Origin of the sequence: Inquilinus sp. Marseille-Q2685 (assembly GCF_916619195.1) — a bacterium.
Taxonomy (GTDB): domain Bacteria; phylum Pseudomonadota; class Alphaproteobacteria; order DSM-16000; family Inquilinaceae; genus Inquilinus.
Genome location: NZ_CAKAKL010000009.1, coordinates 163933 through 179234 on the forward strand (window position 1 = coordinate 163933; position 15302 = coordinate 179234).

Annotated in this window: 12 protein-coding genes; 10 read left to right on the forward strand and 2 right to left on the reverse strand. The window is 69.6% G+C overall.

Annotation, left to right across the window (positions count from 1 at the left end; genetic code table 11):
* Positions 1-102 precede the first annotated feature (102 nt).
* Together LG391_RS29690 and LG391_RS29695 are read left to right on the forward strand one after the other, a co-directional pair.
* Entirely contained in the window at positions 103-1878 is a 1776-nt protein-coding gene (locus tag LG391_RS29690; RefSeq protein ID WP_225771871.1) for a peroxidase family protein, read from the forward strand.
* A gap of 141 nt (positions 1879-2019) precedes the next feature.
* On the forward strand, positions 2020-2439 hold the full coding sequence (locus tag LG391_RS29695; RefSeq protein ID WP_225771873.1) for a hypothetical protein: 420 nt from the start codon (positions 2020-2022) through the stop codon (positions 2437-2439).
* On the opposite strand, the gene LG391_RS29700 is transcribed toward LG391_RS29695, so the two are convergent.
* On the reverse strand, positions 2427-4409 hold the full coding sequence (locus LG391_RS29700; protein WP_225771875.1) for a BTAD domain-containing putative transcriptional regulator: 1983 nt from the start codon (positions 4407-4409) through the stop codon (positions 2427-2429). The two genes, LG391_RS29695 and LG391_RS29700, sit on opposite strands and share 13 nt — an antisense overlap.
* Positions 4410-4543: 134 nt before the next feature.
* A complete protein-coding gene (locus LG391_RS29705) occupies positions 4544-5866 on the reverse strand; it encodes a YcaO-like family protein (RefSeq protein ID WP_225771877.1) in 1323 nt (440 codons plus the stop codon).
* A gap of 75 nt (positions 5867-5941) precedes the next feature.
* On the opposite strand from LG391_RS29705, the gene LG391_RS29710 reads away from it, so the two are divergent.
* From LG391_RS29710 to LG391_RS29745, 8 genes are all read left to right on the forward strand, one after another.
* A complete protein-coding gene (locus LG391_RS29710; RefSeq protein ID WP_225771878.1) occupies positions 5942-6811 on the forward strand; it encodes a fructosamine kinase family protein in 870 nt (289 codons plus the stop codon).
* A 188-nt stretch (positions 6812-6999) separates the two neighbouring features.
* Complete coding sequence (locus tag LG391_RS29715) at positions 7000-7920, forward strand: branched-chain amino acid ABC transporter permease LivH (protein WP_225771880.1); 921 nt, start codon at positions 7000-7002, stop codon at positions 7918-7920.
* 4 nt (positions 7921-7924) lie between these two features.
* Positions 7925-9445 (forward strand): high-affinity branched-chain amino acid ABC transporter permease LivM, encoded by a 1521-nt coding sequence (livM, locus tag LG391_RS29720; RefSeq protein ID WP_225771882.1) that lies wholly within the window; start codon positions 7925-7927, stop codon positions 9443-9445.
* Positions 9446-9474: 29 nt separating this feature from the next.
* Positions 9475-10296 carry an ABC transporter ATP-binding protein gene (locus LG391_RS29725; RefSeq protein WP_225772070.1) on the forward strand — a complete coding sequence of 274 codons (822 nt, stop codon included), beginning with the start codon at positions 9475-9477 and terminating at the stop codon, positions 10294-10296.
* A complete protein-coding gene (locus tag LG391_RS29730) occupies positions 10296-11006 on the forward strand; it encodes an ABC transporter ATP-binding protein (RefSeq protein ID WP_225772071.1) in 711 nt (236 codons plus the stop codon). Before LG391_RS29725 ends, LG391_RS29730 begins: the two co-directional genes overlap by 1 nt.
* A gap of 10 nt (positions 11007-11016) precedes the next feature.
* On the forward strand, positions 11017-11370 hold the full coding sequence (locus LG391_RS29735) for a DUF6867 family protein (protein WP_225771884.1): 354 nt from the start codon (positions 11017-11019) through the stop codon (positions 11368-11370).
* Positions 11371-11453: 83 nt separating this feature from the next.
* Complete coding sequence (locus LG391_RS29740; protein WP_225771885.1) at positions 11454-12590, forward strand: branched-chain amino acid ABC transporter substrate-binding protein; 1137 nt, start codon at positions 11454-11456, stop codon at positions 12588-12590.
* A 154-nt stretch (positions 12591-12744) separates the two neighbouring features.
* On the forward strand, positions 12745-15225 hold the full coding sequence (locus LG391_RS29745; RefSeq protein WP_225771888.1) for a glycogen/starch/alpha-glucan phosphorylase: 2481 nt from the start codon (positions 12745-12747) through the stop codon (positions 15223-15225).
* The last annotated feature ends 77 nt before the right edge of the window (positions 15226-15302 follow it).

Sequence of the window (15302 nt, forward strand, 5' to 3'; positions counted from 1 at the left end):
CCGCGGAAATGCCGCCGGGGAATCACGATCCGATCACGATCCGGCTCCTAAATGCTCCGGCGACGACGGATCGCGGTGCATCGAGCAAGGGAGGGGACGATCGTGCATGGCTCAGGTTTCACGGGGCCCGGCCAGCGTAGCGCCGCACTGACCCACGGGCTCGAACAGCCCGAGACCTATTTCGAAGGCAGCCATCCGCCGCCCGAAGGCGTGTTCGGCTGGCGGCTGGCGAAGGAGGCCGGGCGGCTGGGCCTGCATCCGCAGGCGCTGGTCATGGACGTGCTGCAGCGCCTGGCCCGCAAGATGTATCTGGACGGTCTCGTCGCCGGGCCGGAGACGTTCAATCCGGATATCCCCGCCGGCTACACCTATCTCGGCCAGCTGATCGCGCACGACCTCACCTTCACCGATCTCGGCACCCTCTCGCGGTCGGCGGCGGCGGGGCCGCTCTGGGCCAGCCCGGCGCTCGATCTCGACTGCCTCTATCGCGGCGGGCCGTTCCGGTCGCCGATGCTGTACCAGCAGCGCCCGGGCGGGCCCGACGCGCTGCGGATGAAGCTTCGCGTCGGCTACACCGGCGGCCGGACCTGGGACAAGGAGGCGCCGGAGGTGCCCGGCGACCCGGTGACGGCCAAGGCGCCGCAGCCCCAGGACCTGGCGATGATCGCCTGCGTCGACGCCGCCACGAACGCGACCGACCTCCGCTCCCTGTCCCCATCGGCGCAGGACCTGCCGCGGCAATGCCCGGTCGAACCGCTGGTCGGCGACATCCGCAACGACAACAACCTGATCCTGTCGCAGATCACGGTCCTGTTCCATCGCTTCCACAACCGCATCGTCGACGCCATCCTGGCCTCGCCGCACCGCCCGTCGGACTACGAGATCTTCGAGATCGCCCGGGCCCTGGTGATCACGGCCTACCGGTCGGTGGTGCGCAACGACTATCTCGGCCATGTGCTCGACCCCGAGGTCTGGGGGAGCCTCGCTCAGCGCGACCGGCTGCAGGCCCTGGGCGGCTTCGGCCGGCGGCTCGCCGACGACGCGGACACGCCCCTGCCGGCCGAGTTCATCATGGCCGCCTTCCGCTTCGGCCACGCCATGGTGCGGCCGTCCTACACGCTGAACCGGGCCCTGGCGCTGACCGAGACCAGCCTCAAGGGGCTGATGACCTTCCGGCGCGGCATGCTGGCCGGGGACGGCGGCATCCCGGGCAGCCCGATCCCGAACGACTGGATCCTGGAATGGGATCTGTTCTTCCCAGAGAGGACGGGCGGCGACGAGAACCAGTCGCACCTGATCGGCCCCTGGGTCACCGCCCAGTTCTACACGATGTCGGCCATGGCGCATGACGACATGCGCCGCATGGTCGGCGGCGACCCGATCTACGACGGCTATGGCGGGCTGCCGTTCCGGGATCTGGCGCGGGCCTATCTGTCCAGCCTGCCGAACGGCCAGTATCTCGCCGACCGGCTCGGGGTCCGGAAGCTGACGCGGGAGGAGCTGCTGGGCGACGGCCATGGCGGCCTGGCCGGCATGAATGCGCGCACCCAGCGCAACCCGCTCGCCGAGGCGCCGGAAGGGGCGATCGAGGCCCTGGCCGAGGACACGCCGCTGTTCTACTACCTGATGCGCGAGGCCGAGGTCCGCCACCAGGGCCGGCGCCTCGGGCCGCTGGGGTCGGCGATCGTCGCCCAGGTCGTCCTGGCCGCGTCCATGGTCGATTCCACGACCGTCGAGGCCGGCGTGATCCGGCGCTGGAGCCGTGCCCTGTTCAAGGGCGGCGCGGTCCCGACCAGCATGCGGGAGATCATCAGCTTCGTCGAATCGCCGCCGGCGCCCGGAGCGGGGTCGCGGCCGATCACACAGGCCAGCGTCTGACGACGCCGGCTTCAGCCTGGTGGGGGGCCTCCGCCTCCGTCGCCCTTCGGGGCGCCGGGGGCGGAGGATTTAAGCGGCGGCCGGTCGGCCGGCGCCGTACAGGAAGGGCAACATCGCTTTGCGAACACGGAGGAGAGAGCCATGACGGACCACAACAAGCACGATCCGAAGCAGGTGCCGAAGCACGCGCCGGTCGAGATGACCATGTACGACCGCGAGGCCGCGGGGCGGCTGATCGTCGGCATGGCGATCGGCGAGATCCCGAGGCCGAAGACGACGGAAGAGGCGCTGCAGCTGCTCAAGGACCACGGCATCACCCTGTCGAACTTCGCCGAGTCCGGGAAGGAGATCCGGGTGGTCAGCCGCGACGAGGCGCTCTACGTCGTGCTGCCGCCGGCCGACCTGATGCGGCAGCGGATCGAGGAGTACTCGAAGTATCCCGGCCCCTACCCGCTGCCGGACGAATACGCCCTGCAGGTGCGGCGCGACAAGGACGCGCTCGACGCCCTCGACATGTTCTATTTCCGGGTCGGCGACTACAGCTTCGGTCAGTGCCGGTGAGGCCAGTAGAGCTGCTCCTCGCCGACATCGGCCGCGGGAAGGCCGGCCTGGATCAGGCCTTCCCGCAGCTCGCGCCAGCGCACGGCGTTGCGGATCGGGAAGCTGCTTAGGAACCACTCGACGATGGCGGCGTCCGTGCATTCCAGCTCGGCATGCCAGGACTCGCGGGCGTTGCGCAGGAAGAGGCGCGCCTCCTCCTGCGCCCGGCGGACGTCGCCGAGCCGGGCGAGGGCAGCCGCCTTCCAGGCGGGAATGTTGAAGATCGACTGGCCGGCCCGGTCGGCGGCCTCGACGCAGCCTGCGATGTCGCCGTGCAGGAAGCGGATGCCGGCGAGATAGGCCCAGTGATGGGGCGGGATCATCGGGTTGAGCTCGAAGGCATTGGCCACGAGGTCGAGCGCGACGTCGGTCCGGTCGACGAAGGCGAAGCCCTGCGCCGCCGACATCAGCACCGATGGGTTGCTCGGGTTCAGGTCGCGCGCCAGCTCCAGATGCAGGTCGGCCTGCGGATAGCGGGTGGTCATCATGTAGGACCAGGCGAGGGTCAGATGCCCGCGCGCGTCCAGCGGGTCCAGCTCCGCCGCCCGCCGCGCCAGCGTCAGCGCCTCCTCGGCCATGGCGCGGTCGCGGCGCACCCCCGGCAGGATGATGTGGCGGGAGTTGTAGATGTTGGCGAGGCCGCTATAGGCCGGGGCGAAGCTGGGCCACTCCCGGATCACCTCCTTGAACAGGGCCTCGGCCTCGAACTCCGCCTGGGGTTCCCAGAAGTTCAGGAGGTACTGGCCGCGCAGCCAGCGGACATAGGGCCCGTGCGCGAAATCGCGATCGCCGATCTGCCGCGACAGGGCGTTCGCCGAGATATGGATGTCGAGCGTCGCCGCCACGCGGCGGGCGATCTGGCGCTGCTGGTCCATCCAGGACGGCAGCGCCAGGGAGAAGGTCTCCGACCAGAGCGATCGGTTGCGGGTCAGCTCGATCAGCGAGACGACGATCAGCAGATCGTCGTCCTTGTGCCGGAACGCGGTGGACAGCCGGTAGTCGACCTGCTGCGGGGCCCCGGCCTCGGGCTGCGCGTCCGGCGGCTCGACCACGATCCATTCCCGGAACCGCACGAGATTGGCGATCAGCTCGCTGCGGAAGCCGTGGACGACGTAGTCGTCGATGCCTTCCGGGAGGCCGGGGGTCAGGCGGTCCACCTCGATGATGGGCAGCCGGGATTGCTCCGCGACCGGCGTCGCGGAAGGCTGCGCCGTGCTGTCGACCGATCCCTTCTTGATGTCGACGATCAGGCGCTGCGTCTCCTCCGACGGCTCCATGTCGTAGTCGTTCTGCAGCAGGTCCCACAACGTGCCGTACAGCTTCAGCGCCGCCGCGATGTTGCCGCGCAGCGCCTGCTGCAGGATCAGGACGCGGTATGCCTCCTCATGCGTCGGGTCGATGTCGAGCAGCGCATGGGCCGCCTCGGCGGCGATCTTCTCGCCCGAGGCCGGATCGCGCAGGATCCGTTCCAGGCCGCCGATGAAGGTCTTGCGCCATTGCTGCCGGCAGACCGTGAGCCAGGAGGCGAATTCCCGGTCGAGGTCCTCGAACCCCGCCATGATCCGGTCCGGATTGGCCAGGCCGAGCGCCAGGATCGACGACAGGACGCCCTTCGCCAGGTCGGCGGCGACCAGCTCGAGGTCGATCTCGATGGATTCGCGCCGGATGCGGATGTCCTGACGCCCGATCTCGACGATGCCCGGGCGGACGGTGTCGAGATTGTCGCGCAGCTGCTTTAGGCATTGCCGCAGCGAGCCGCGGGCATGATCGCCGTCACTTTCGCTCCAGAACACCCCGGCGACGCGCTCGCGGCTCTCGATCGCCGTGCCGCTCAGCGCGACGAAGGCGAAGATCGCCTGGGACTTGCGGCTGCCCAGCTCGATCCGTTCCCCGTTTTCCAGGCGGAGATCGAAACCATTGCCCAGAGACAACCGCAGACGCTCTACACCAGCTGTCTCCGGCGCGGGTATGTCTTCCCGATCCGGAGTCCTCGCGCTCCGTAGTGCCGGAACCGCCATCCGCGGTCTCCCTTCCCCCAACCAATTGAAACCGCAGCGGACTGGGCTCACAAACTATTAAATATCGCCGGGCGTTCGATCAAATCATTCAGCGGGCGCCCGAACTGTGAGGCCGTCTGGCGCAGACCCTCCGTCATCGCGGCGGCAGAGGAGGGCTGCAGGTCCGGCGATAGCAGCTTCACGACGGGAATCCCAGCCCTCCCGGTCAGATCGACCCGGAAAATCGCGATGCCCCGCCGGACGATGCCGGCCAGGAGGCCGGGCAGGGAGTCCGGCGCGCCGGTGCTGCCCTCCGCCGCGTCGTCCTGCGCCGTGGCCAGCAGCGTCTCGGGCCGGAGCCGGCGCTTCGCGGCCAACCGTGCCTGGTCCGCGGGCGCCGGCGCTGGCCCGGCCCGGCGCAGCCGGAGGAACAGGAGGTCGTTGGCGATCTCGGACTGGACCATCTCCAGGACCGCGGCCTCCAGCGCGGCGGCCCGGCCGGGACGCGCGGCGAAGCCCAGGGCGACCAGGCCATGGACGGGGCTGACGGAGGCCGCGGCGACGACGGCGAGCGGCAGGCCGTCGGCATCGAGCTCCAGGGCGAAGCCCTGGCGCGGCCAGGGCGTGCCGACCCCCGGGCGCAGCCGGCCGATCGCGGCGGCCATCAGCGCCTGCGGCAGCCGGCGGGCGGGACGGCCGCCATGCCACCAATGGGCCACCACATGCCGCTCCACCAGCTCGAACACGGCCGATCGGGTGGCGTCCTCCAGCGTCGGGCCCGCGGCGCAGCCCTCGCTGACCGGGACGGCGGCCCGCAATCCGTCCGACGGGCCGAAGACGAGCGGCCGCGGCACCAGGACGGGGCGGCCGGTCGCCAGCTCCGTGCCGCCCACGACCGGGGCGGCGTCAAGGGCTGCGGCCGAATCCATGCCGGTCCGCGCCTCGACCTGGCCGGCGAAGCGGGGGCCGATGGTCTCGATCCCGCCGTCGCGGGCGGCGTCGCCGATCCCGGGCGCGGCCAGCGCCATCGTCTCCGCGGCCTCGCCGATGCACTTCTGGAAGGCGCGCCACGGGCTCGGGTCGCATCCGATCACGCCGTCCGCGGCGATGGCTGCGCCGCCGCCGGCGGGCCGGCGCAGCCGGGCGCCGAGGACGGTCAGGCCGGGATAGTCCGTCGCCGGCACCGCGAAGCTGGCCTCGAGCGTCGCGGCCAGGCGGAACAGCCGGGCGGTGCGGCCGTCCTCGTCGCTGCCGTCCGGCGTCACCCCGAAGGCGGCCAGAAGCCGCCGGGCCTCTTCCGCCGCCCGGCCGGCTGCGTCAGAGTCGGCGGCGCCGGAGGCTCGCTCGAACAGCAGGGCACAGGCGTCGTAGACGGAGGGCGTTGCGAGCATGATGCTCCGGATGACGGGCGGGATCTCCGCCCATTTCACCATGGGAGCCGCGAAACGCGTGGTGCTTTTTCACGAATGCCGTCTCTGACCGCCCTCGATCCTGATCTCGCCGACCGCATCGCCGCGGCGCTCGGCGTGCGGCCGGCGGCGGCCGAGCCGCTGCCGGGCGGGTCGACCGTCGCGGTGCTGCGGGTCGACCTCGCCGATGGCGGCCGGGTGGTGGCCAAGGCCGGGCCGGGCCCGCTGCTGCTGGAGGCGTGGATGCTGGGCGAGCTGGCGCGGCATTCCGGCCTGCCGCTGCCGGCGGTGCTGCACGCGACCGAAGACCTGCTGCTGCTGGAGCATGTCGAGCACGAGCCCGGGCCGCCGCCGCCGGCGGCGCAGCTGCACGCCGCGGAGCTGTTGGCGGCGCTGCATGCGCCGGCCTGGCCGCGCTTCGGCTACGGCCGCGACACCACCATCGGCAAGCTGCCGCAGCCGAATCCACCCGCCGACCGCTGGGTCCCGTTCTTCCGCGACCACCGCCTGCTGCACATGGCCCGCGCCGGCCATGCCGAGGGCACGGTCGACGCGGCGCTCCTGCGCCGGCTGGAGGCGCTGGCCGGGCGGCTCGAGGGGCTGCTGTCGGAGCCGCGGCATCCCGCGCTGCTGCACGGCGACATCTGGACCGGCAACCTGCTGCACCGGGGCGGGCGAATCGCCGCCTTCATCGACCCCGCCATCTCCTGCGGCCATCCGGAGATGGAACTGACCTATCCGACGCTGTTCGGCACCTTCGACGAGATTTTTTTTCGCCGTTATGCCGAGCTGGCGCCGCTCGATTCCGGCTTCTGGAACGACCGCCGGCCGATCTATCTGCTGTATCCGCTGCTGGTCCACGTCCGGTACTGGGACCCGGCCTATGCCCAGCCGATCCGCCGGATTCTCGACCGCTACGGCGTCTGATCCATGGCCTAAGCCCCCGAAACGTCTTATGATTCATTGAGATTGTAACGGTGCATTTTCTTCGCCATAGTCGCGCCAATCCGACGATGACGCGGAGCTTGAACAGAGAAACGCCCTCGGTCTAAACGGCGAGCGAACAGAGAGGTCGACCATCCGCGGATGGTCTGTGGAGGCAATTCGGCGCGAGCATGGAATATTTCCTGCAGCAGCTCATCAATGGGCTGACGCTGGGCGCGATCTACGGTCTGATCGCGATCGGCTATACGATGGTGTACGGCATCATCGGCATGATCAATTTCGCCCATGGCGAGATCTATATGATCGGCGCGTTCATCGCGGTGATCGGCTTCGTCGTGCTCGGCGCCTTCGGCGTGCCCGGCGTGTCGGTGGCCCTGGCGCTGGCGATCGTGCTGATCGTCTCGGTGGTGGTGACCGCGGCCTATGGCTGGACGGTCGAGCGGCTGGCCTACAGGCCCCTGCGCAACTCCACCCGGCTGGCGCCGCTGATCTCCGCGATCGGCATGTCGATCTTCCTGCAGAACTACATCCAGCTGCTGCAGGGCGCCCGGCGCAAGCCGGTGCCGCCGCAGATCCCGGGCGGCTTTCAGCTGACCTCCGGCGGCGGCTTCGACGTCAACCTGTCGTATCTGCAGATCATCATCGTGCTGCTCACCATCACTCTGATGATCGGCCTGACCTGGGTGATCAACCGCACCTCTCTGGGGCGGCAGCAGCGCGCCTGCGCGCAGGACCGCACGATGGCGGCGCTGATCGGCGTCGATGTCGGCCGCACCATCTCGATGACCTTCGTCATCGGCGCGGCGCTGGCCGCCGTGGCCGGCGTGATGGTGACCCTCTACTACGGCGTGATCGACTTCTACATCGGCTTCCTGGCCGGCATCAAAGCCTTCACCGCCGCGGTGCTGGGCGGCATCGGCTCGCTGCCCGGGGCGATGCTCGGCGGCATCCTGATCGGGCTGATCGAGGCCTTCTGGTCCGGCTACTTCTCGTCGGAATACAAGGACGTCGCCGCCTTCACCATCCTGGTGCTGGTGCTGATCTTCCGCCCGTCCGGCCTGCTCGGCCGCCCCGACATCGAGAAGGTCTGACGCCATGGCGACGATCGCGCAATCCGACGCGGCCGCCGGGCGCCGCCTCGACCTCGCGGCCATGGCGAAGGAGGCGGGGGTCACCGCCCTCATCGCCCTGGTCCTCACCGCCCCGCTGGTCGGCATCCGCACCATCGAGCAGAGCGGCGCGCTCCACTACCAGACCGACTTCACCGCCGTCGCCATCGCGGGGGCGCTGGTCTTCCTCGGCCGCATCGGCATCATCCTGAACCGCGAGGGCGTGCCGCGGCCGGTGTTCTGGGCCAGCCTGCTGTTCCTCGTCGTCTTCGCCCTGCCGCCGGTCTACGAATACCTGCGGCCGGCGATCTCCGACGCGCTGCCGGCCCTGCCGGTGCAGGAGCTGCATTCCGTGCCGCTGCTGCTGGTCGGGGCGCTCGGCGCCGCCTGGCTGCTGATCCAGTCGGTCCTGGTGCAGCGCCGCAGCCGCGCCAGCCTGTCGCGGCAGGAGCGGGACCGGGCGATGGACCGCATCGGCGCCCGGGTGCAGCGCCTCAGCATCTATGTCGGCCCGATCCTGGTGGTGCTGGCGGTCGTCTTCCCCTTCACCGACCTCGCCAGCCGCAGCACGCTGGGCGTCGCCACCATCGTGCTGATCTACATCATGCTCGGCTGGGGGCTGAACATCATCGTCGGCCTCGCCGGGCTCTTGGACCTCGGCTACGTCGCCTTCTACGCCGTCGGCGCCTACTCCTACGCCCTGCTGGCGACCACCTTCGGCTTCAGCTTCTGGCTCTGCCTGCCGCTGGCCGGCGTGCTGGCCGCCGGCTTCGGCCTGATCCTCGGCTATCCGGTGCTGCGGCTGCGCGGCGACTACTTCGCCATCGTCACCCTCGGCTTCGGCGAGATCATCCGCATCATCCTGATCAACTGGGCGCCGGTGACCGGCGGGCCGAACGGCATCAACAACATCCCGCGGCCCAGCTTCTTCGGCTTCCCCTTCGACCGCAGCCCGCCCGAAGGCACGACCGCCTTCCACCAGCTGTTCGGCCTGGAATACGACCCGACGCACCGGATCATCTTCCTCTACCTGCTGATCCTGGCCCTGGCCCTCCTGGTCAACCTGATCAGCACCCGGCTGCGCCGGCTGCCGGTCGGCCGCGGCTGGGAAGCGCTGCGCGAGGACGACATCGCCTGCCAGTCGCTCGGCATCAACCGCACCAACCTGAAGCTGGCGGCCTTCGCCACCTCGGCCATGTGCGGCGGCTTCGCCGGCAGCTTCTTCGCCACGTATCAGGGCTTCATCAGCCCGGAGAGCTTCTCCTTCATTGAATCCGCGATCGTGCTGGCGATCGTCGTGCTCGGCGGCATGGGCAGCCAGCTCGGCATCGTCGTCGCGGCCTGCCTGATCATCGGCCTGCCGGAGGCGTTCCGCGGCCTCGACCTCTACCGCATGCTGGTGTTCGGCCTGTGCATGGTCGGCATCATGGTGTGGCGCCCGCGCGGCCTGCTGGCCCATCGCGACCCCACCATCCTGCTGCACGGCAAGAAGGGAGCCTCGTCTTGACCGCCCTTCTGACCATCGAGCACGTCTCGATGCGCTTCGGCGGCCTCGTCGCCATCGACGACGTCTCCTTCGACATCCGGGCCGGCGACATCACCGCCGTGATCGGCCCGAACGGCGCCGGCAAGACCACGCTGTTCAACTGCATCACCGGCTTCTACCGGCCGACCTCCGGCCGCATGACGCTGCGGGCCGAGACCGGCGAGTTCCTGCTGGAGCAGATCCCGGGTTACCGCATCGCCCAGGAGGCGCGGGTCGCCCGCACCTTCCAGAACATCCGGCTGTTCGCCGGGATGAGCGTGCTGGAGAACCTGATGGTGGCCCAGCACAACAAGCTGATGAAGGCGTCGGGCTTCTCGATCGCCGGGCTGCTGGGCCTGCCCGGCTACCGGCGGGCGGAGCGCGAGGCGGTGGAGAAGGCGAAGTTCTGGCTCGACCGGGTCGGGCTGACCGCCCAGGCCGACGATTCCGCCGGCAGCCTGCCCTATGGCGGCCAGCGCCGGCTGGAGATCGCGCGGGCGATGTGCATCGACCCCGTCATCCTGTGCCTGGACGAACCGGCCGCCGGCCTGAACCCCCGCGAATCGCAGGAGCTGAACCAGCTGCTGCGCGCCATCCGCGACGAGCACCGGACCAGCGTCCTCCTGATCGAGCACGACATGAGCGTCGTCATGCAGATTTCCGACCATGTCGTGGTGCTCGACCACGGCAAGAAGATCGCCGACGGCACGCCGGAGCAGATCCGCAGCGACGAGGCGGTGATCCGCGCCTATCTCGGCGAGCCCGAGGAGGAGGACCTGCCGCCGGAGATCGCGGCCGATGTCGCCGCCGTGACCGGGGAGGCCCGTCCGTGATGCTGTCGCTGCAGGGCGTGCACACCTTCTACGGCGCCATCGAGGCGCTGCGCGGCGTCGATGTCGAGGTCAAGGAAGGCGAGATCGTCACCCTGATCGGCGCCAACGGCGCCGGCAAGTCGACCCTCCTGATGACGATCTGCGGCAACCCGCAGGCGCGCAAGGGGGCGGTGGTGTTCGACGGCAAGGAGATCACCCGGCAGCCGACCTTCGAGATCGTGCGCCGCGGCGTCGCCATCTCGCCGGAAGGCCGCCGCATCTTCCCGCGCATGACGGTGATGGAGAACCTGCAGATGGGGGCGCTGACCGCCGATCCGGCGGCGTTCGGGCGCGACCTCGAGCAGATCTTCACCCTGTTTCCGCGGCTGAAGGAGCGGCAGGCCCAGCGCGGCGGCACCCTGTCGGGCGGCGAGCAGCAGATGCTGGCGATCGGCCGGGCGCTGATGAGCCGGCCGCGCCTCCTGCTGCTGGACGAGCCGTCGCTCGGCCTGGCGCCCCTGGTGGTGAAGCAGATCTTCGAGGCGATCAAGGTGATCAACCGGGAGCAGCGGATGACCGTGTTCCTGGTCGAGCAGAACGCCTTCCACGCGCTGAAGCTGGCGCATCGCGGCTACGTCCTGGTCAACGGCCGGGTGACGATGAGCGGCAGCGGGCGGGAGCTCCTGGCGAATCCGGAGGTCCGGGCCGCCTATCTCGAAGGCGGGCATTGAGGGGCGGGCGATGGAACAGATCCTCGGAACCTCGGTCGGCGACTTCATCTTCGTCAGCCTGATCCTGGGCGGCGGCGCCGGCCTCTTGACCGGCCAGGGCCAAGCCCAGGGCTGGGCGCCGATGCGCAAGGTGGCGCCCTTCGTGGTGCTGCTGGCCTGTGCGACGCGATTCCTGCATTACGCGCTGTTCGGCGGTACGCTCTTGTCGCCGACCGGCTTCGTCATCGATCTTATCTGGATCGGCCTGTGCGCCACGGTCGCCTACCGGATGACGCGGGCGGCGAAGATGGTGCGGCAGTATCCGTGGCTGTACGAGCGCGCCGGCCTGTTCGGCTGGCGCGACCGGCGGCCGGCCGCACGGTAAGACGCCGGTCCTTCCGGGCCGGCGGAAAGCAAGCAGAGCCGGCGGGGTCGTCCCGCCGGTCGATGAACTGGGAGAGCGATCTGATGACGAGATTCAACCGAGTGCTCCTGGCCGGCGTGGCCCTGGCCGCGATGGCGTCGGCCCCGGCCTGGGCCGATGTGAAGATCGGCCTCGGCGCGCCGCTGACTGGCCCGAACGCCGCCTTCGGCGAGCAGATGAAGCGCGGCACCGACGCCGCGGTGAAGGCGCTGAACGACGCCGGCGGCGTCAACGGCGAGAAGATCGTCGTGGTCTACGGCGACGACGCCTCGGACCCGCGCCAGGGCGTCGCGGCCGCGAACGAGCTGGTCGGCGAGGGTGTCGTGGCGGTGATCGGCCACTTCAACTCCTCGGTCTCGATCCCGGCCTCCGCCGTCTATGCCGAGGAGGGCGTCGTCCAGATCACCCCGGCCTCGACCAACCCGCAGCTGACCGAGCAGGGTCAGAAGACCGTCTTCCGCACCTGCGGCCGCGACGACCAGCAGGGCGACGTCGCCGGGGCCTTCATCGCCGAGAAGTTCAAGGGCCGCAACGTCGCCGTCATCCACGACCAGACCACCTACGGCAAGGGCCTGGCCGACGCCACCAAGGCGGCGATGAACAAGGCCGGCCTGACCGAGAAGATGTACGAGGGCATCACCGTCGGCGAGCGCGACTTCTCGGCCGTCGTGTCGAAGATGAAGCAGGCCGGCATCGACGTGATCTATTTCGGCGGCCTGCACAACGAGGCCGGGCTGATCCTGCGCCAGGCGCGCGAGCAGGGGATGAACGCCCAGTTCATCTCCGGCGACGGCATCGTCACCCAGGAGTTCTGGGGCATCACCGGCGACGCCGGCCAGGGCGTGCTGATGACCTTCGGCGCCGACCAGCGCAACAGCGACGCGGCCAAGGACGTGGTGGCCAAGTTCAAGGCCGAGAACTACGACCCCGAGGGCTACACGCTGTACAGCTACGCCGCGGTCCAGGCCTGGGCCCAGGCGGCGACCAAGGCGAAGAGCTTCGACGGCCCGAAGGTGGCCGAGGCGCTGCATGACGGCAGCGAGTACAAGACCGTGATGGGCCCCCTGGCCTTCGACGCCAAGGGCGACCGGAAGACGACGGACTACGTCTTCTACATCTGGAACAGCGGCAAGTTCGCCGAGGCGACCCAGGGCGAGCTGGCCAAGGTCGGCGCCAAGTAGCACCAAAGGCCAGTGGCGGGCGCCGCCCGGCCACGGACATTGTCGACCCGGCGGGGGAACCTCCGCCGGGTCTTTTTTGTCGCATGATTGATCGCAGGGCCGATCCGTGGTGTAACGGGCGGTCTATATCGCAGTGCAGCATGGGGGTCAGCCGATGGAGCTGCCAGCCTCCCCGATCACCATCGAGCCGCGTGCGCTCGACCGGGAGACGCTCAAGCGCGACATCCTGGAATGGCTGGTCTATGCCGTCGGGCGCGAGGTCCATCGCGCCACCCGGCACGACTGGTTCGCCGCCACCGCGCTGGCCGTGCGCGACCGCCTGGTCGACCGCTGGATGGCCTCGCAGCACCGCGAGGAGGCGACGGACGGCAAGCGGGTCTACTATCTCAGCCTGGAGTTCCTGGTCGGCCGGCTGATGTCGAACGCGTTGACCAATCTCGGCATCTACGACACCTGCCGCGAGGCGCTGGCCGATTTCGGCGTCGACCTCGGCGCCGTGCTGGAGGTCGAGCCCGACGCGGCGCTCGGCAATGGCGGCCTCGGCCGCCTCGCCGCCTGCTTCCTCGACAGCATGGCCACGCTCGGCATCGCCGGCACCGGCTACGGCATCCGCTACGAATACGGGCTGTTCGAGCAGCAGTTCGACCGCGGCTGGCAGGTCGAGTATCCCGAGGACTGGCTGAAATTCGGCAACCCCTGGGAATTCGAGCGGCCGGAGGTGGCCTATCCGATCGACTTCTACGGCAAGGTCGAGCCGGGCGAGCCCGGGCCGGACGGCCGGCCGAAGCCGGTCTGGCGCGGCAGCCAGCGGGTGCTGGCCGTCGCCTACGACACGCCGGTGGTCGGCTGGGGCGGCGCCACGGTCAACACGCTGCGCCTGTGGTCGGCCAAGCCGGTGCGGGAGTTCGACCTCGCCCCCTTCAACTCCGGCGACTATATGAAGTCGGTCGAGGACAAGATCCTGTCCGAGACTTTGTCGCGCGTGCTGTACCCGAACGACAACACCCCGGCGGGGCAGGAGCTGCGGCTCAAGCAGGAATATTTCTTCACCTCGGCCTCGCTGCAGGACGTGCTGCGCCGGCACCGGATGCATCACGACGGCTATGACGACCTGCCGGCCAAGGCGGCGCTGCAGCTGAACGACACCCATCCGGCGATCGCGGTGCCGGAGCTGATGCGCCTCCTGATCGACCGGCACCGGCTGGACTGGGACCGCGCCTGGACCATCACCCGGGGCTGCATCAGCTACACCAACCACACGCTGATGCCCGAGGCGCTGGAGCCCTGGCCGGTGGCCCTGCTCGAGCGGGTGCTGCCGCGCCATCTGCAGATCGTCTACGAGATCAACGACCGCTTCCTGAAGTCGTCGCGCGTGGTGGCGAAGGACCCCAGCCGCCTCTCCACCCTGTCGCTGATCCAGGAGGGCTGGGACCGGCGGGTGCGCATGGGGCCGCTGGCCTTCCTCGGCAGCCACCGGGTCAACGGCGTCTCGGCGCTGCACACCCAGCTGATGCGCGAGACGGTGTTCCGCGACCTGAACGAGGAGTTCCCGGACCGGATCACCAACAAGACCAACGGCATCACCCCGCGCCGCTGGCTGGTGCAGGCCAACCCGAACCTGGCGCAGCTGATCCACAACATGATCGGCACCGGCTGGGAGGACGATCTGGAGCGGCTGTCGGTCCTGGCCGGCAAGACCGAGGACAGCGCCTTCCGCGAGGCGTTCTGGGCGGTGAAGCGCCGCAACAAGGCCCTGCTGGCGCATCATATCGGCGAGATCGCGGACCTCCGCGTCTCCGGCGACGCGCTGTTCGACGTCCAGGTCAAGCGCATCCACGAATACAAGCGCCAGCTGCTGAACATCCTGCATGCCGTGGCGCTGTGGCAGGAGATGCGGGACCAGCCGGACGCGGCCTGGACGCCGCGGGTCAAGATCTTCGCCGGCAAGGCCGCCCCGGGCTATGCCATGGCCAAGCTGATCATCAAGCTGGCCAACGACGTGGCCAAGGTGATCAACGCCGACGCAGAGATCCGCGACCAGCTGAAGATGGTGTTCCTGCCGAACTACAACGTCACGCTGGCGGAGCGCATCATCCCGGCCGCCGACCTGTCGGAGCAGATCTCGACCGCCGGCATGGAGGCCTCGGGCACCGGCAACATGAAGTTCGCGCTGAACGGCGCGATCACCATCGGTACGCTGGACGGCGCCAATGTCGAGATCGCCGAGCGGGTCGGCGCGGACAACATCCTGATCTTCGGCCTGACCGCGGCCGAGGTGGCGGCGAAGCGGGCCCAGGGCTACGACCCGGCGGCGGTGATCGCGGCCGACCCGCGCCTGGCCCGCGCCGTCGCGGCGATCGAGGACGGCACCTTCTCGCCCGACGATCCGGGCCGGTTCCGCCCGATCACCGATGCGCTGCGGCACAGCGACTGGTTCCTGGTGGCGGCCGATTTCGCCGCCTACTGGAACGCCCAGGCCCGCGCCGCCGCGCTCTACCGCGACCGCGCCGCCTGGACCCGGATGGCGATCCGGAACACGGCGCATGTCGGCTGGTTCTCCTCCGACCGCACCGTGCGCGACTATGCCGAGGAGATCTGGGATGTCTGGCCGCCCCTGGCCCGTGCGGCGGAGTAGCCCGGTTCGTGGCACATGGGAATTGCATCACCGCGCTCGGACCGGTTCCATAGGGCGCCGAGCATTCTCGCGTCGCC